The 18,007-nt window shown below is 37.5% G+C and carries 14 protein-coding genes; 3 read left to right on the forward strand and 11 right to left on the reverse strand.

Going from position 1 to position 18,007, the window contains the following annotated elements; genetic code table 11:
* Positions 1-54: 54 nt before the first annotated feature.
* Both G6R09_RS01920 and G6R09_RS01925 read right to left on the reverse strand, forming a co-directional pair.
* On the reverse strand, positions 55-711 hold the full coding sequence (locus tag G6R09_RS01920; protein WP_065168792.1) for a transcriptional regulator: 657 nt from the start codon (positions 709-711) through the stop codon (positions 55-57).
* A gap of 241 nt (positions 712-952) precedes the next feature.
* Positions 953-1,153, reverse strand: coding sequence for a hypothetical protein (locus G6R09_RS01925; protein WP_060997205.1), 201 nt, complete (start codon positions 1,151-1,153; stop codon positions 953-955).
* A 624-nt stretch (positions 1,154-1,777) separates the two neighbouring features.
* On the opposite strand from G6R09_RS01925, the gene pdxY reads away from it, so the two are divergent.
* Positions 1,778-2,635 carry a pyridoxal kinase PdxY gene (gene pdxY / locus G6R09_RS01930; RefSeq protein ID WP_065168791.1) on the forward strand — a complete coding sequence of 286 codons (858 nt, stop codon included), beginning with the start codon at positions 1,778-1,780 and terminating at the stop codon, positions 2,633-2,635.
* A gap of 83 nt (positions 2,636-2,718) precedes the next feature.
* Here pdxY and G6R09_RS01935 read toward each other — a convergent pair whose 3' ends face one another.
* From G6R09_RS01935 to G6R09_RS01960, 6 genes are all read right to left on the reverse strand, one after another.
* Complete coding sequence (locus G6R09_RS01935) at positions 2,719-3,498, reverse strand: ABC transporter permease (RefSeq protein ID WP_065168790.1); 780 nt, start codon at positions 3,496-3,498, stop codon at positions 2,719-2,721.
* Complete coding sequence (locus tag G6R09_RS01940) at positions 3,495-4,169, reverse strand: ATP-binding cassette domain-containing protein (RefSeq protein WP_240345687.1); 675 nt, start codon at positions 4,167-4,169, stop codon at positions 3,495-3,497. Before G6R09_RS01940 ends, G6R09_RS01935 begins: the two co-directional genes overlap by 4 nt.
* Positions 4,170-4,361: 192 nt before the next feature.
* Positions 4,362-4,571 carry a cold-shock protein gene (locus G6R09_RS01945; RefSeq protein WP_060997208.1) on the reverse strand — a complete coding sequence of 70 codons (210 nt, stop codon included), beginning with the start codon at positions 4,569-4,571 and terminating at the stop codon, positions 4,362-4,364.
* A gap of 472 nt (positions 4,572-5,043) precedes the next feature.
* Positions 5,044-7,032: a bifunctional UDP-sugar hydrolase/5'-nucleotidase gene (locus G6R09_RS01950; RefSeq protein WP_065168789.1), complete on the reverse strand. Its 1,989-nt coding sequence runs from the start codon at positions 7,030-7,032 to the stop codon at positions 5,044-5,046.
* 157 nt (positions 7,033-7,189) lie between these two features.
* Complete coding sequence (locus G6R09_RS01955; RefSeq protein ID WP_163920243.1) at positions 7,190-8,593, reverse strand: cytochrome c peroxidase; 1,404 nt, start codon at positions 8,591-8,593, stop codon at positions 7,190-7,192.
* A 377-nt stretch (positions 8,594-8,970) separates the two neighbouring features.
* Positions 8,971-10,818: a hybrid-cluster NAD(P)-dependent oxidoreductase gene (locus G6R09_RS01960; RefSeq protein ID WP_240345701.1), complete on the reverse strand. Its 1,848-nt coding sequence runs from the start codon at positions 10,816-10,818 to the stop codon at positions 8,971-8,973.
* Between the two features lie 244 nt (positions 10,819-11,062).
* On the opposite strand from G6R09_RS01960, the gene G6R09_RS01965 reads away from it, so the two are divergent.
* Complete coding sequence (locus tag G6R09_RS01965) at positions 11,063-11,635, forward strand: cytochrome b/b6 domain-containing protein (RefSeq protein WP_065168786.1); 573 nt, start codon at positions 11,063-11,065, stop codon at positions 11,633-11,635.
* A gap of 57 nt (positions 11,636-11,692) precedes the next feature.
* Here the strand turns inward: G6R09_RS01965 and G6R09_RS01970 are convergent, their stop codons facing one another.
* The 3 genes from G6R09_RS01970 to katG all read right to left on the reverse strand — a co-directional run bounded on the left by G6R09_RS01970 (position 11,693) and on the right by katG (position 16,215).
* A complete protein-coding gene (locus G6R09_RS01970; protein ID WP_163920247.1) occupies positions 11,693-12,460 on the reverse strand; it encodes a TerC family protein in 768 nt (255 codons plus the stop codon).
* Between the two features lie 388 nt (positions 12,461-12,848).
* On the reverse strand, positions 12,849-13,856 hold the full coding sequence (locus G6R09_RS01975; RefSeq protein ID WP_163920249.1) for a transposase: 1,008 nt from the start codon (positions 13,854-13,856) through the stop codon (positions 12,849-12,851).
* A gap of 175 nt (positions 13,857-14,031) precedes the next feature.
* The gene (katG, locus tag G6R09_RS01980; protein WP_163920251.1) at positions 14,032-16,215 is read right to left on the reverse strand and encodes a catalase/peroxidase HPI; all 2,184 of its coding nucleotides are present in this window, start codon (positions 16,213-16,215) and stop codon (positions 14,032-14,034) included.
* A 420-nt stretch (positions 16,216-16,635) separates the two neighbouring features.
* On the opposite strand from katG, the gene mltC reads away from it, so the two are divergent.
* Positions 16,636-17,766: a membrane-bound lytic murein transglycosylase MltC gene (gene mltC / locus G6R09_RS01985; RefSeq protein WP_163920253.1), complete on the forward strand. Its 1,131-nt coding sequence runs from the start codon at positions 16,636-16,638 to the stop codon at positions 17,764-17,766.
* Positions 17,767-18,007: the final 241 nt, after the last annotated feature.

The raw sequence follows: 18,007 nt of genomic DNA on the forward strand, positions 1-18,007 counted from the left end.
ATTAAGATGCATATTGCATATCCAGTCATGGTAAAAAACATAGATTATTTATAGTTACCGCACATCATGAGTGCGAATTTCTCGTAAATAACGGTAAATAGTATGGATGGATATATCTAGCCCTTTTGCCGCAATTTGAGCGCTATCTTTAAGATCAAAAATGCCCAAATCATGAAGTCGTGTCACTATTTCTCGACTTTTCTTTGACGGTGGAATTGCACTATCGGTAATGACTTGCTCACGCACAGTTTCAATTGAACTATGCATCATTTCATCATTATTTCGAGCAAATGTTTCCGCAGTAACACCGTGATCACAATAACTGTCAATATTTGGCATCAAGCTATGAATCATGGATTGAAAAGGTGCATCTAAATTAAAATTAACACAAAGTAATCCAATTGCTTGCTGCTGTTTATTACGGATCACTGTTGTTAATGAACGCAACATCTTACCATTAGGCGACTTGGTTATATAAGCTTTAGATACATCCTGACCTTCATTTAATTTTACTAATGCAATATTGGTAATGGGTGCACCGACTTCACGTCCCGTAATATGCCCATTAGCAATTTTCATAATTGACGGATTACGTGAATCCAAACAATGTAGCAATACTTCAGTATGCTCTCCCCACATCGCCGCAATACCATCAACAATATTTTCCATTGCGTGAAGAATGTCATAATCACTCTCTGTCAACTCATGCATTTTTTCTACCTTATTTAAACTCAAGACTACTTAATGAGTTTTATTATATTAGCAATATTTAAGCAGACATAATATCAATGATTACAGTATCTGTATGTTTCATTCCTATACGTTAGTTTTACTGTCTATTAGTACTATGCAAGAATAATATAGATAAAAAAAATCCCAGCCTAAGCCGGGATTTTTTATTTAATCATGGATAAATAACAGCACTCGCCACTATTTAACTCATCAATTAATTTTAGATAAAGCGAATTTTAACTGCTTTAAGTTTATTGCTTGAATCATCTAACGTAAATTCAACCATACTACCTGATGATGGCTGTGAACGACTGCAAACTTGAGATGCGTCAAAACGAATATCGCCACCAAGGTCGCTAGTAATTAAACCAATTTTTTCAATTGGGTTGAAGCTACGAATAATACCTGTTTGTGAAGTCATAGTTTATATTTCCTTTACGCCCAAATATTGCTTTTGTAGTTAGCATATATATTTGAGGCTATCAATTTGAGTTTAAATAGTTTTATACCAAGCGATTAATTCACCTTGATATAGAGCTTTACTCATTGACCTACTACTTCTTAACTATAAGATCACCCTTCTTATAGCTTTGCACTGCTACAACGTTTGCAACATAAACGAATAACAATGATTAGAAATGACATTGTGGTTTTATTTAAAACACATTAGGTCTGAGCAACAGACGGAGCGAACATTAACGCCAAATTTTGATACTGTAAATATTTTTTTTATAAAAATTGATGAAATATTGTGGATAACCACTGAACAAATTCACAACAACATGTTTTAAAACAAAAAAAATTAAAATTAAAAAATCAAAATAAACGCGTCAACCGTTCAAAAAACACACAAAAGAGCCAATAAAACATATTACAATTACATTAGTTATGGTATTTATTTCGCAGTGATAAGAAATTGTACTTGTGGTCGAACAATAAATAGTCTGCATTTTTGCAAGGAATAATTACGATATAAAATGATTAGGTTTCTGATCTCAGCGCATGTAAAGTATACCTATATATACGATAGTTATAAGGAACCTCGATGAAAGGTATTCTATCAATACAGTCACATGTTGTTTACGGTCACGCTGGTAATAGTTCTGCAGTATTCCCTCTTCAGCGTATGGGGTTTGAAGTGTGGCCACTACACACTGTACAATTTTCTAACCACACTCAATATAAGCAAGGTTGGACAGGTAAAGCCTTTCCAGCAACAGACTTGATTGATCTTGTCAAAGGCATCAACAACATTGATCAGCTTAAAAACTGTGAAGCAGTCCTTACCGGGTACCAAGGTAGTGCTGATCAATGTTTAGCCATTATTGATACGGTTAAAACAGTTAAACAACAAAATCCTAATGCGATCTATATTTGTGATCCGGTGATGGGTGATCCTGAAAAAGGTTGTATCGTCGCTGATGGTATTTCTGAATACCTTATTAATGATGTCATGCCACTGGCAGATGTTATTGTTCCAAACCAATTTGAACTTAGTCAGTTTGTTGGAATGACAATCAATACATTAGATGATGCGGTTAAAGCCTGTCAGCATGCATTAACATTAGGACCTAAAATGGTACTAGTGAAACACCTTCATAGTTTATCATCTGATAAATTCTCAATGATGCTGGCAACAAAAGATGGCTGCTACTTAGCTCAACGTCCACATTTAGCATTTGATAATCAACCTGTTGGTGTTGGTGATCTTATCTCATCACTCTTTACTGGTGGTTTACTGAAAGGTTGGACAGCAGAGCAAGCGTTTGAACATGCACATAATGCATGTTATGCAGTATTAAAAGAAACCCATCGTCGCGGTGAATGGGAATTACAAACTATTGCCGCTCAAGACGAAATTGTTGCACCGACTGAAATTTTCCCAATCACTGAAATTAAATAATACCGCCTTTCTAATAGCCAATAAAAAAGCAGCCTCGCGCTGCTTTTTTTGTTTTTACTCTACTCATTTTCTCAAAATAAGAATTACAGCACATTACCATAGGCATCAAATGAACGCCGATTAACAATAGTTAATGTCGTTGCCACCGACAGCACACCTGATACAAAAATTGCTACCATAATCACTAACTGATATTTAACCGCAACCAATGGCATCGCTCCACCTAAAATCTGACCTGTCATCATACCGGGTAAACTAACAATACCTAATGTTGCCATTGATGCTAACTGTGGTGCCAGTGCTGCTTTAAAAGCGGTACGAATAAAAGGTTGAGCCGGATGTGGCGCTCCCAGCGTTAAATAATATTGATACTCGTGATGATTTTCTTTAAGTAAACTGCCCCAACGTGACAACGCCAATACATTTGCCGTTAAGCTATTACCTAATAACATCCCGGCAATGGGGATCATATATTGTGCTTGCCACCACGGTGAAACTTGAATAACACCTGCTAGCAGCGCTGGTAATGCCACCGATAACGCGACAAATTGCCCACAAATAACCGCAGGTAGGACGCGTTTTAAATTAACCTCAGATCGTTTACAAATAGTATAACTGGCAAACAGCGCCATCACCGTTAACCAAACGACATTAAGGCCAATACTCTGCCAACCAAATAAGGTATGTAAATAAATACCGACCACAGAGAGTTGTAATGTCATTCGCAGTACAGATGTGATCATTGTACGACTCAATCCAAGCTGCCAGCGCTGGAATAACACTAATGGAATCAATAATAATAAATAAAACCCAGCCATTGCTGACCAGTGTAAATCGATAGAGTGAGTGATCGCTGTGGTCATTGAGTCTCTTCCTGTTCCATATCCATGTTATAAACCTTATCTGCTGTCTCAAGCCACAAAGGATCATGAGATACCGAAATACAGATGACGTTTAATGAAGCGATTAACTCAATAATGGTATTACGTGCAGTAGGATCTAACGCTGAAGTTGGCTCATCCATTAACCACACTGGCCGCTGCATCAACACTGCGCGCGCAATGGCTAAGCGTTGCTTTTCACCTCCAGACAAAATTGCAACCTGCTTATCAAGGGTGGTCTTTAATCCTGCTCGTAATAATGCTTGCTCGCAATCTTGTTTTGATGGTCTCGCCACTACTGATGACATCGCTTTAAGATCCCAAGCTAATAGTAATACCTCCAGCACAGTGTCAGCTCCCATGACGGCTTGTTGAGGCAAGTAACATATTTGTTGACGCCAAAAAGACAACTGCACCGCATTAATAGCCTGTTGTTGATAACTAAAGAGCCCATGCTGAGGTGATTTAAGGCCGGCAATGACTTGTAATAAGCTACTTTTGCCACATCCAGATGCTCCAGATAAAGCCAAGTGTTGTCCTGCTGATAAAGAAACAGTCAGTGGATTTAATTGAGGATGCTCAAAGCCTGAACGTAATTCAAACATACATAAGCATGTTGATGCTGCGATAGTATTGGACGGTAAACTCATCATGAGATAACACAAATAACCGTTAAAAGGAGTGCTGTAAGTGTATAAAAACCAGAGAATTACACAAACAGTTTGATTTAATAATCGTTATTAGTGTGATCAATAAAGCGCGAAGAGAGTAGTAACAGCCTAAAATTTAAATAAAAAAATACCGACATAACGTCGGTATTTTACAAACTTTAACGACAAAGCAAATTAGATAGCTTCAACGTTTGCAGCTTGAGGACCTTTCTGGCCTTGTTCTACTTCAAAAGACACTTTTTGGCCTTCAGCAAGAGTTTTGAAGCCTTCGCCAGTGATAGCACGGAAGTGAACGAATACGTCAGCGCCGCCGTTGTCTTGAGTGATGAAACCGAAACCTTTCTCTTCGTTAAACCACTTAACGATACCAGTTGATTTAGACATGACTGTCTCCAATATTGTATTAAATAATTCGCAAAATTGCGTAATGTAGCCAGAAAAAGAATTATTTATGTTATAGCTTATGAGTGGAAAGCTCCATGACACTGGTAAAGCGTTACAGAGAAAGTTTTCTAAAACATAATGTTACATATAAATAGGTCTGAATTACAGGCCGAGGTCTATACTAATGAAATTGATTCGATTGTATAGCCTTTTTTTTAATATTTAACGGTCTAAAAACAATAATTTTTTTTATTACTTATCATTCAAGACATTACACTTAAAAAAATAGCCGCTACAGCTATTCTAATTTAAAGCAACACACTGAAACTGTTCATTTTTTATCAACTTATACCGTATGTCAACCCCATATATTACGTTCAATTAAATATGAATAGTTCTTCATTTTTTAGACGATAAATAGGAAAGAGCAACACAGTTAATATGTTGCTCATTATATTTGATTCGAAAGTTATTATTTATTAGTAATACGATCGAACGTTACAACAGAATAGCTCAATGGCACTAATTGAGGACGATCTTGCGCGATATAATCAATAAAGGCTTGAGCGTCGGTATTACATACCGTATTCGCGGCTTTACAATTTGGTGCTGCACCTTGGTAGTTCACTTGGTATTTATCGCCTACTTTCTCGATATTGTTAACTTTAAAACCAGTAAGCTTGCCATCCATGTAAGCGAGATCTACACGCCCAGAATGGTTCTTCTGTGCTTGATATAATGGCGTCCAACCATCATTTCCGGTTGCGTTATAATTGTTAATAGCAACATTGTACGTTTTGTTATCTTGAATGGGTGTCCAAACAGGATGCTGCTCAGTACCTGTCATTATCTCTACATTGCTAAGCTTACCGGCTTTATGCGCTACGGTTTCTGTAAAGTTATAACGAATATGACCACCATACGGGAACTTGCCTGCATGAGAACCTTCAGGAAGCGTCGCTGTAACAGTTTGTTCTAATAACTGCTTAATCACTGAACCTTTAACTGGAACAACTGACATAAAATTAGAAAACGGTAATAGCTCTAAAGATACGTTACCTTCGCGATATTGCCCTGCTTCAATATTAGTACGAATACCACCAGCACCGATCAAGGAGAAATCCACTTTCATACCAGTGACTTTTTGTACTTGAGGCTCATTTGCCCAATAATATTGTCCTTCAGCAATTAATGGTGCAACGTCTGAACCATGATTATCACTACCGCGATCGCCTGGACGACGTTCATGTTTAATTTCTAGAGGTACTTGAGCAATGGTCTTTCCATACGCTTTATCAACCGCAGGTTTATATTTGCTATCAATACGTTGACGTAATAAAACATCTTCATCAGCTATGGTGATTTTCTCGTGATTATCAATAAATTGTTCTATTCGTGTCGTTTCTACGGGACTAAATTTATCTTTTTTGCTGCGATCTGCACGATGATAAAATTCATCATTACTTAGCAATGTATTATGCCCTACGCATTGGGTCACATCGCCTTTAGCGTCAAAGCTTACATTTACTCGACCAATCGCTTGTGCATATTCTCCCGCTTGAACAACACAAGTTTCAGATTTACCGTCAGGGTTCTTTACCATCTGAGCGTATATACCATTATTGTTTAACCCTAGATCAGTAAAGTCACCTAATAATGTATGTGAATGACCACCAACAATTAAATCGATACCATTCACTTTTGATGCAACATCTAAATCAACGGCGTTACCGATATGGGTTAAAGCAATAATATTATCAATCCCTTTGCTTTGTAGCATATCGACTGTCGCTTGAGCCGTTTTCACCATATCATTAAATTTAACATCACCCGTATTAGGCGCAATATTTGGCATGTTATCAAGTGCTAAACCAAATACCGCAACAATGTTTTTATCTTTGGGTAACTGATTAATATTTTTGACAATAGTTTTGTTGTTGCCATCAAAAGCGAACACTTGGTAAGGCCGTAAATTGGTTTGATTTTTCAGATCGGCATCTTGACTGGTATCAATATTGGCCGCTAACACCGGAAAATTAACGCTACTAATAAAAGCGTTGAGTTTTTTATTATTTAAGTCAAATTCATGATTACCCAATGCCATTGCATCTAGGCCCATTTTACTGAGCATATCCGCATTCATCGCACCATGGTTTAACTTAAAATATGCACTGCCTTGCCATGCATCACCACCATGTAAAAACAATAAACTTTGATCTTCTTGCTTAGCTTCATCTTTGTATTCCTTCGCCATCGTCTGTAGGCGAGGATAGCCACCAAATTCATTATAGACACGTGTACCATCAGCTTTAAAACTTGACTTCACTGGGTCAAAATTAGAATGGGTATCATTAATATGAGCAACCGTCAGTGAGAATGGTTGGTGCTGAACAGTAGATGGGGTTGCACAACCTGAAAGCGCTAAAGCGATAGATAATGCGATGAGTGGCTTATTAAACATAGGTGATCCTTACTTTATGGTAATCGTTTGCGCCGCAAGCATACTCCACATCAAATACCTTTTCAGTAGCATGTATCAAAATATTGTTCTTTTAAATGCCTTATTTGTTTCGAATTAATGCAAAAACGGCTTCTTTAATAAAGAAGCCGCTATTATTTTATTGGAGTAATTTACCGTTATATTCGCCCGTCAGTGTTTTTAAATAAGCCGTGATTTTATCGACCTCATCTTGAGTTAACTTCACACCTACTTGGTACTGCGCCATATCAGCGACTGCTTGTTCTAACGTTAGTGCACTCGCATCATGAAAATAAGGTGCTGTTAAAGCAACATTACGTAAAGTGGGTACTTTGAAACGATGCATATCATTTTCATCTTTAGTCACGTTATAGCGACCGTTATCGACATTTGATACATTGCTACGATCACCAAAATAATCGTCTTTAAGGCCCATGACTTCAAACGTTAAACCACCCATCGCTTCACCAGTATGACAAGTTTGGCACTTATTTTGTTTAAACAGTGCATAACCTTGTTGCTCTTCTGCTGTCAGGGCTGTTTTATCACCTTTTAAGAACTTATCAAAACGGCTGTTTGGCGTCACTAACGTCTTTTCAAATTCAGCAATAGCATCCGTAATACTATGTTCTGTAATACCTTTTGGATAAATAGCATCAAACTGCGCTTTTAATGCGGTATCTTGATCTAACTTACCAATAATTTGTTGCCAAGATACTGCACCCATTTCTAATGGATTTAGTGGTGGACCACCAGCCTGAGCTTGAAGATCATCTGCTCGACCATCCCAGAACTGATGAATATTAAACACCGAGTTAAACACCGTTGGCGCATTAATTGGGCCTTTTGCTCCATTAATACCAGTCGAGGTATTCAAATTATCAACACCACCAGTATCTAAACCATGGCATGATGCACAAGAGATAGTGTTGTCACCCGATAAACGTGTATCGTGATAAAGCACTTCACCGAGCTTAACTTTTGCCTCATCCACTGCAAATGTAGTTGAAATTGGCTGTACAGCATCATATTTAAATTCAGCGCTAACCTTTGGATCAGCATAATATTTGCTACGCTCAGATTTCACCCAATTCAGTAATGTTTCGGTGTTCTCTTTAGATAAATCTGAACGCCAATGCATTAATAAATATTGCTTAGGTGGCATAGCATGATCAACCAGTACCGACTCTAATTTCGCTAGTTCAACCTCAGAAATAGGCTGATTATTCTGAACCTGTTGCATTAATGCCGTAATATTAAATTGACGTTGTGCTTTTTTAATATCATGTTCCATCAACTGTTTAGCTACCGGCATATCAGCATAAAATGGCATTTTGCTATCGGTAGTATGGCAATACTGACAGCCTTTTTCATTAAACAGTTGAAATGCTTCTTTTGAAAGTGGATCTGCTTTAGTCAAATTCGCTTGCGAAAGATTGTGTTGAATTAAATTTTTATCGCCTTGATCGACTGCATATACCGTTGCTAAATAACCGACTAAACCAGCACTAATTGCACACGCTAGATATGTTGTCTTTCTCATGAAAATTCCCTATGAAAATATTTTGGAAGAAAATAATCGCTCGTAAGGAATAATTCAAATCGAAAAAAACGTACACTTTCATAGGTAAATTCGATTAGGTGCTGCTCCCCTCATGGGAAATTAAAAATAAACCATAAATAACAACTAGATAGAGAGCCAATAAAAATAGTTAGTGAGAGGTGTAGCAAAATTTAACTTATGCTTTTATTGTTCTAGATCAATTTATAAAACAATCATTATTGTACTTTTATTGAACTTTCGATGAGAATGCTACAAAAGAAAATCATATTTACTATTTTAATCATATTTTCCAACACCTTAAAAAAACAAAAGAATAAAGATAATAATATCAATGTTCTTTTGTATGAAAATAAAACTTACTGAGTGATTTTTAGATCGGTTTTAGGTATACAACAACATGCCAACACTTTACCTTGCTGCCGTTCTTGCGGTAACAATGCAGGTACATCAGGTTGCTCAACTTGCCCCGAGGTTAATGTCACTTTACATACACCACAAAAGCCAGCTCGACAGCTGTAATTAAGACCAATCCCCGCCGTTTCAGCTTGCTCTAATAATGTTCTTTGGTTATCACCACTAAAAATATGCCCATTGATATTAAGTTTTAGGGTTTGTTTTGGCGTTAATGTTCCACGTAAAGGTCCAAAGGCTTCTTGATGGTAACGTGCTGGAGAAACACCTATTTTTAGCAATAATTTTTTTGCAGCAACCATAAAAGCATCAGGGCCACAAACAAACACTTGGCGCTTATCTAAATCACTGATCATTGCTAAATGACTCAAACTTAAACGGCCAGATTCACCTTGCCAGTCTCGTCGTGGTTGGCTAAGCACAATCCGTAAATCAAGCGATGGATGCATATTTTCAAGTTGATGTAATTCTTGTTGCGAAGGAATATCGGCTTCAGTACTGCATTGATGATAAAACACGACATCGCGAATATTATCATTATCAGATAAATACCTCAGCATAGAGAGCATCGGTGTAATACCACTTCCTGCTGATAACAATAATAATTTATCAGTATGAACACCTAAATGAAAATCGCCATTAGGCTTGTCAGCAACCAATACATCCCCAACTTGGAAATATTGGTGTAACCAGTTAGAGACACGACCATCATCGATACGTTTGACCGAAATAGCATAACGCCCTGGTCGAGAAGGACTCGATGAGAGCGTATACCTGCGTGATATAAACTCACCATTAATTTCAAGTTGTAACGGCAAATGTTGGCCAGGTAAATAAGTCGGTAACGGTGATTGTTGATGTGATTCCAACCAAAACGTTGTGAAATCAGCGGCAATGTCTTCTCGTTCAACACAAGTAAGTTGCAATTTCGTGACTATATTATCGGCATACACTGGTTTGGGTTGTGTTTCTAGTATTTCGATTTCATCACCAGCGCGAATAATACCTTCATTAATCGCCACTAAATTTTGACCAAAAAACACTTCGCCCTGTTCATCAGCACGAAAAGTAGCCATGGTTTTTAATGGCTCTTTAAGTGGACTAAATTCTCCCGTTAGAGGGTCAACTGTCGTCAAAATGCAACGCGCACACGGTTTGACAGCTTTAAACTCCACCTCACCAATACGGATCCGCTTCCAGCCATCTTCTGCAAAAGCGTCAATATTAGACACCACTAAATTAGTTCGAAACTGTGCCATTGTGTGCTGCTCACTGCTACGTTCATTTAACGCTGCTAATGATGCTTCACTGATAATCAATAGTGGATAACCGTCAGCAAAACTAACGTTATGTCCAATTTTAGGTCGTACTCGCTGAGATTGTTGACCACAAAAAAGTAACTGTACTGAATGACCAATAATGTCACTGAACCATTGGTTGGCTATTACCGTGGTTGTATGAGCATTAAAATTATCATTCCAGACCGTGGCTGCTGCATCTTTCATATCAAAATCAGCATACTGTAAAACAAGATCGGCTTTATTTGGATATTGCAGCACTAACCCTGCCATGGTCAATATTGCATTAATTTTAACCATTTGGGGATATTTACGCGCAGTGATCATCCCACCATCATCACTAGCGACCATAAAACGTCGATCAAACGCCAGCCCTTGTTTTTCAACCCAGGCTTGAGATTGAGTTAACGCCGCAATCGATTTCACGGGATAAACATGTATATGTGATAATGTTGGTATTGTTGGTATTGTTGGTATTGTTGGTATTGTTGGTATTGTTGGTATTGTTGGTATTGTTGAGGATTGGCTCACGGTGATCTCCATACACAGAAACATTCCTAATAAATTTACCCCAATTATTTAACATTTATCGCCAAATAAACAGCCAATAGTTTATTTATGAATAATTATTTTGCTTAGTAATGGCAAATTATTACATATATAAAACCATTAGTTATGCTAGATTTATAAAAAATTTATAACATTTATTATTCTATCCTGATTCCCTCTTGGAGATGATATGCCCCTTTTACGATCCTTTTGGCGCTACATTGTTCATTACTTTCCTAATGTAGGGTTACGCCACCTACACACAACCCTTGCAGGATTAATTATTCTGCAAATCTTAAACAGTAATCTAGTTCACATGACTCATACTGGTGCAGTAAAAGCTGGCATGTTTAATACACTATTTTTATGGGTACATATTGTTTTAGGATCGTTAACAGTACTTGCGACAATTGGCATGATTATTTTCATGTTAACCAAACAATCTTTTAAACAATTCTTCCCATATCTTTTTGGGGAGAATGCTATTTTAAAAGACGATCTCAAGCAGATTTTAAAAGGCAAGCTACCAGAACCTCGTGAACAGGGCCTTGGTAATGTTATTCAAGGGTTAGGTATTGGTGCATTAATCTTAATTGAAGCTGCGGCATTAATCTGGCTGGTGCTGTGGCTCAATCACTCCCCTTATGCCAACGATGCACGTGAAATTCATAAATCACTAACAGGGCTTATTGAGGCTTATTTGATTGGTCATGGTGGCATGGCATTATTGCATTTCTTTATTGAACGTAAGCGTTTTCAATAGTCATGATAAAAAGAACAAAAAAAGCAGAGCTCAAGGCTCTGCTTTCTTATTTGAGATTTACTTTGCTTTAACTGCCCAACCACCGCATTGTTGTGGATAAACTCGTCTAATGACTTTCTTATTCTGTTTTTTAAGCAAAATATGACAAGTTTCAATAATTAAACCAAAGGCCATAGCAAAATACACATATCCTTTATTCAAGTGAATCGCAAAACCTTCTGCCATCAACATACCGCCTAACATCACTAAGAACAGTAGCGCTAATGTTTTCAATCCAGGATAACGCATCACATAATCGTTAATTTTCTCAGCACATAGCACCATAATGACCGCTGACGCTAAAATAGCCGCAACCATCAAAGGCACTTCGCTGGTTAAACCAACCGCAGTGATCACTGAGTCCATTGAGAATACCGCATCGACTGCGACAATCTGCAATAACACTAACGCAATACCGGCTCTTACTGTACTTGCTTGTTGCTGATGAGCATGGCTGAAACACATCCATAATTCTTTTAAGCTTTTGGCTAATAAGAATGCACCACCGCCGATCATAATTAAATCACGACCACTAAAGTTATAATTAAATAGATTAACTAATGGTTGTGTTAATGACATTACCCAGCTGATAGAGAACACTAAACCGATACGTGCAGCTACTGCTAACGCGATACCGAGGTTGCGGGCCATTTTACGCTGATGTAATGGTAGACGTTCACAAAGTACAGAAATGAATACAATATTATCGACACCTAATACTACTTCAAGTGCAAATAGGGTCGCAAATATCATTAACGCTTCAGGTTGAAGAAATAACTCTAGCATTGAACAAACTCCATAGAAAAGGAGTTAGGAATTAAAGAACAACTCGAGGGGTCGTCCATATGTATTTTGATACCTCAATAAAGAATGAGTTTGTATTTGAGCAGTAAAATCGAAAAATGAAAACATAACAAATGTAACTAAATGTAATGAGTTTTGATTGGTTCATACGTAGAAAAAGAAGTCATCTGGACAGCCAAATCTTTTTGTTCTTAAATAGCTCTATCAAAAACAAACTATTCCACCTTAAATAAACTCTTCTACTATAAAAATTGCAGCTTATTATTTATATTTTCAGTTAAAACAATGCGATTTCCATATTTCACGATCAACAACACCCACAATCCTGATGGTTATTGCGGTACTTTTATCTCGTTATAAAAAGCTATATCTAATTAGGATGTAGCTGGTAACTCGCCGACTTTCCTTTGCACCAATGGCCACCAACATGCTGTTTGAAAGCACGCATTCGTGACCATTTTCCACTTACATTGGCATAACGTTCCATAAATTGTTCACTATGCTCAAGCCAAGCATCTGCTGATATTCCCAATTGCTTTAAAATCTGGGGTTGATTCGATGATATAAAGCCTTTTTTATCATTGCGAATGCAGCGACCAGTCCAGTCGATAAGTTCAAGATAATCGGCAAAGGCAAAGTTTATTCCAGCCGTTTTAGCCTGATGTTCAGCACCAACAAAGGGTAATAATTGAAAATGTCCTTTATTTGATGGTGATTGTTTAGCTGAGGTTTTCGTTTGCTGGTATTCACGAATGCGCTGCTGAATCGAGGTGAAATTTGATTGTTCTAATGACGGCGTAATACCAGCCCTGATCGGATTTAAATCTACATACATCATGCACGATAGTAACGCTTGCTCATCTAATAATGCTTGAGATTTAAATCGTCCTTCCCAAAACGCCCCTTTGCATTGATCTTCTTTATTAGCCTTACGTGCTATTTCTTCATTAAGACAGCGCATAAACCAGCTAATACTGCCTAATCGTTGCTGCCATTCAGTGACTAAATTTGATAATACTTGCTGTTTTTCTGCCCCTATTTGGCCTTCTTTTAAGAAATCTACCGCAATTGGATGACCATTAAATAACTGCAACCAGCGTGATATTACTGCTTTCGGTGTTAGATTTTGCTGTTGTTCAGTATCTATTTTTAGCACCAAATGATAATGGTTACTCATCACTGCATAAGCACACACATCAATACAAAACACAGCAGCTAATTGTTTGATTTTATTTACTATCCAACCACGACGATGATGATAATTTTTGCCGTTATATGGATCGTCACCACATAAATATGCCCGCCGTACACAGCGATTAATTACATGATAAAAAGGTGTGATTTGCGGCTCAATCAATTTGCGTCTTGAGATTGTCATTAGCTTCACCATAAGCAATATGAAGCTTAAGTGTAGTCACTCATTGTTGATGTGCAAAGTTATGGCTGTCCATTGTTCTTGTTCTTATAACAAAATAACGCCCAAAAAAAGAGGCGCTGATAATCAGCGCCTCTCATTTAATATTATCGAGTAGTGATACTACCGAGTTGTAACCTTATTTTTTAAGGTCAAAACGGTCAGCGTTCATTACTTTAACCCACGCATTGATAAAGTCATTGATGAACTTATCTTCAGCATCGGCACATGCATATACTTCAGCGATTGCACGTAGTTGAGAGTTAGAACCAAATACTAGGTCAACACGTGTTGCCATCCACTTCTGCTCGCCAGTCTTACGATCAGTACCTGCAAAAATATCTTGGTCAACAGAGGTTGGTTTCCATACTGTTGCCATATCAAGTAGGTTTACGAAGAAGTCATTGGTTAATGCTTCTTTACGCTCAGTGAATACACCAAACTCGCTTGCTTGATAGTTAGTATCAAGAACACGCATACCACCGATTAGCACTGTCATTTCAGGTGCTGTTAGGGTTAGCAACTGTGCACGGTCTAGCAGTAACTCTTCCATTGCAACAGTGTATTTTGCTTTTTCAAAGTTACGGAAGCCATCAGCGATAGGCTCAAGAACAGAGAAAGAAGCAACGTCAGTTTGTGCTTGAGTAGCATCAGCACGACCAGCTGCAAACGGTACAGATACATCACGGCCAGCTTTCTTCGCAGCCATTTCAATACCAACACCACCAGCAAGGACAATTAAGTCAGCAAGAGAAATCTCTTTGGCAAAGTTTGCCTTAATGGTTTCAAGTACTGTTAATACTTTATCAAGCTGAGCTGGCTCGTTCGCTTCCCAATCTTTTTGAGGCGCTAGACGAACACGTGCACCGTTAGCACCACCACGCATATCAGAACCACGGAATGTTGATGCTGATGCCCACGCTGTTGATACAAGCTCACGTACTGATAAACCTGAATCTGCGATTGCTGTTTTTAGTATTGCAATATCTGCGTCGTTAACAACATCATATTCAACTGCTGGAATCAGATCTTGCCAGATGAATTCTTGAGTTGGAATTTCAGAACCCAAGTAACGTGCACGAGGTCCCATATCACGGTGAGTCAGTTTAAACCAAGCGCGTGCAAATACTGCTGCAAACTCTTCTGGGTTTTCATAGAAACGACGTGAAATTTCAGCATAAGCAGGATCAACACGTAGTGAGATATCTGTTGTTAGCATTGTACCACGGTGCATACCTTCACCAAATGCATCTGGGTATTCATCACGGCCATCTTTAGCGATCCATTGATGTGCACCTGCAGGGCTCTTTTCTAGTTCCCACTCATGACTAAACAAGCTATGGAAAAAACCATTACCCCATTGTGTCGGTGTTGTAGTCCAAGTTACTTCTAAGCCACTTGAAATAGTATCAGCAGCATTACCACAACCGTAGCTTGAAGACCAACCGAAACCTTGCTCTTCAATACCAGCAGCTTCTGGTTCTGCACCAACTTGAGCGGCATCGCCAGCACCGTGGGTTTTACCAAATGTATGGCCACCAGCAATAAGTGCGACAGTTTCTTCATCATCCATTGCCATACGTGCAAATGTTTCACGAATATCATGTGCAGCTAATAGTGGATCAGGATTACCATCTGGACCTTCTGGGTTTACATAAATTAGACCCATTTGAACAGCAGCTAATGGATTTTCTAGATCACGTTGCGCGTCATCTTTCTCGTAACGAGTATCATCAGCTAACCATGTTTTTTCTTTACCCCAGTAAACATCTAGCTCAGGTTCCCAGATATCAACACGACCACCGGCAAAACCGATTGTTTCAAAGCCCATTGATTCTAGAGCAACGTTACCTGTAAGAATAATTAGGTCAGCCCAAGAAATTTTGTTGCCATATTTTTGCTTGATCGGCCAAATTAAACGACGTGCTTTATCAAGGTTAACGTTATCAGGCCAGCTGTTTAATGGCGCAAAACGTTGGTTACCAGTACTTGCACCACCGCGACCATCTGAAGTACGGTAAGTACCTGCGCTATGCCAAGCCATACGAACAAAGAAAGGACCGTAATGACCAAAGTCTGCAGGCCACCAATCTTGTGAATCAGTCATTAAGTCGCGAAGATCTTGCTTCACGGCTTCTAAATTTAATGTTTTAAATGCTGCTGCGTAGTCAAAATCAGCACCCATTGGATTTGATTCACTACTGTGTTGATGCAGTAAACCTAATTTAAGTTGATTTGGCCACCAATCACTAGGAGAAGTACCATTACCAGGGTTAATCGATGGATTAACAGTTTGTGTATGATTAAAAGGGCACTTTGACATTATTATTATCCTAATTGTTCGTATGATTATTGATAATCACTAAATATCATATTGTTTATAAACATAGTCTAATCAAAAAATATAGTAACGTTCTTTTTATGGATAAATTTAAAATCTAATTACTTAAATTTATTCACTGTTACTACTTAGGCTCGTTCACTTGTTAAACATAATTTATAGCACTCAAATAAATAAAGACAATATTACTTTTCTATTACTTCAATAGGTCATACTTATCAAAGAAAAAAACACCATTAGATTAAAATAATTCATCGTCACCATTAAAATAATGAACACACAAAATTGCAGCGCTTCTGTAAACTAAGCTGTTATTAATCAATCATATTTTCGGGTTAAATATACCCAAATGTCATTGATATTCTCACTGCTTATCATGGATCATAATAATTAGGGATAATAATGAAAAAAGCTTGGCTTGCTGTCGCTAGTTGTTTATTAACCGTATCATGTTCGTCGTCTTCGACACCTGATTGTATTTATAATTGTGCGCCATCATCAAGTGTTGGAAATAACAATCTAAATGGTAATAATAATCATGTCGCTCTTACTGAAGCACAGCGCCTCGCATTATTTAAATACCTTGAGAACCAAGTTAAAAAACAATGGGGAGATGATGATTATTTACAAGCAGGAAAACATCGCTACGTAAAATATTTTGATGGTTATCGAACTCGTGCTCATATTGATTTTGATAATGGTAAAATTTATGTATCTACAGTTGCTAATTATGCGCCACAAGCAACACTAAAAAAAGCGATTGAAGCAACCTTATTAATGCCTGCAGATCCATCTCAAGTTGATCTTTTTAGTGATAAATCAATTCCGCTAAAGGGTAAACCTTTTTTATTAGGCCAAGTTAAAGATCATGAGAATCAGAATATTCAATGGCCTTGGCGTGCGGGTAAATATGCAGATTATTTAATTGCAAATAAACTTAAAACAAAAAAACTTCAACATGGTACAGCCTATTATGTTGAAATTAATATGGTCGATGATCATCTTGAACAACGTGAATATCAATATGCAGATCTGATTCGTCAAGCCGCTAAACGTTATGATATTGATGAAGATTTAATTTACGCTATTGTAAAAACAGAAAGCAGTTTTAATCCATATGCTGTCAGTCATGCAGGTGCTTATGGCTTAATGCAAGTTATTCCTAAAACGGCAGGAGCTGATGTTTTTAATTTAGTAAAAAATAAATCAGGTATTCCAACTAAAGAGTATTTATTTGATCCGGCCAATAATATCGATACCGGAACGGCTTATTTCTATATCTTAAAAAATCGCTACCTCAAAGAAGTTCAGCACCCAACGACTAAGCACTACACCATGATTTCAGCCTATAATGGCGGGACTGGCGGTGTATTGGCAACATTTGATACTGATAGAAAACAAGCAATGAACGATCTCAATCAATTGCAACCAAATCAAGTATATTGGGCATTAACCAATAAACACCCCAAAGCGGAAGCTCGTCGTTATTTAGAAAAAGTACTTCATTTTCAAAAAGAATTTGAAGCTATGTAATATATAAGTTAATTAAGCTGCTTAACCGAATAACTCTACATTATAGGAGTTATTCTTTATATAGCAGCTTTAAATATTTCTATATGTAATATTAAGCTATTACTCAAATATAAATTTAATTAAAACAAATAAAGGCTCATTAAGCATAGGTTAAGCTTATATTTAAAATAAAATATTCGTGATATATAATAGATTTATATTATTTAAAAACATTGACCTTGCTCTTATTTTAATATGACAT

The organism is Photobacterium sp. Alg240-V54, from assembly GCF_900537155.1.
Taxonomy (GTDB): Bacteria; Pseudomonadota; Gammaproteobacteria; order Enterobacterales; family Vibrionaceae; genus Photobacterium.

Coding starts and splice junctions, on each gene's coding strand:
- G6R09_RS01920 (WP_065168792.1), bottom strand. CDS start 711: ATGCATGAGTTGACAGAGAGTGATTATGACATTCTTCACGCAATGGAA.
- G6R09_RS01925 (WP_060997205.1), bottom strand. CDS start 1,153: ATGACTTCACAAACAGGTATTATTCGTAGCTTCAACCCAATTGAAAAA.
- pdxY (WP_065168791.1), top strand. CDS start 1,778: ATGAAAGGTATTCTATCAATACAGTCACATGTTGTTTACGGTCACGCT.
- G6R09_RS01935 (WP_065168790.1), bottom strand. CDS start 3,498: ATGACCACAGCGATCACTCACTCTATCGATTTACACTGGTCAGCAATG.
- G6R09_RS01940 (WP_240345687.1), bottom strand. CDS start 4,169: ATGATGAGTTTACCGTCCAATACTATCGCAGCATCAACATGCTTATGT.
- G6R09_RS01945 (WP_060997208.1), bottom strand. CDS start 4,571: ATGTCTAAATCAACTGGTATCGTTAAGTGGTTTAACGAAGAGAAAGGT.
- G6R09_RS01950 (WP_065168789.1), bottom strand. CDS start 7,032: ATGTTTAATAAGCCACTCATCGCATTATCTATCGCTTTAGCGCTTTCA.
- G6R09_RS01955 (WP_163920243.1), bottom strand. CDS start 8,593: ATGAGAAAGACAACATATCTAGCGTGTGCAATTAGTGCTGGTTTAGTC.
- G6R09_RS01965 (WP_065168786.1), top strand. CDS start 11,063: ATGCCCCTTTTACGATCCTTTTGGCGCTACATTGTTCATTACTTTCCT.
- G6R09_RS01970 (WP_163920247.1), bottom strand. CDS start 12,460: ATGCTAGAGTTATTTCTTCAACCTGAAGCGTTAATGATATTTGCGACC.
- G6R09_RS01975 (WP_163920249.1), bottom strand. CDS start 13,856: ATGACAATCTCAAGACGCAAATTGATTGAGCCGCAAATCACACCTTTT.
- katG (WP_163920251.1), bottom strand. CDS start 16,215: ATGTCAAAGTGCCCTTTTAATCATACACAAACTGTTAATCCATCGATT.
- mltC (WP_163920253.1), top strand. CDS start 16,636: ATGAAAAAAGCTTGGCTTGCTGTCGCTAGTTGTTTATTAACCGTATCA.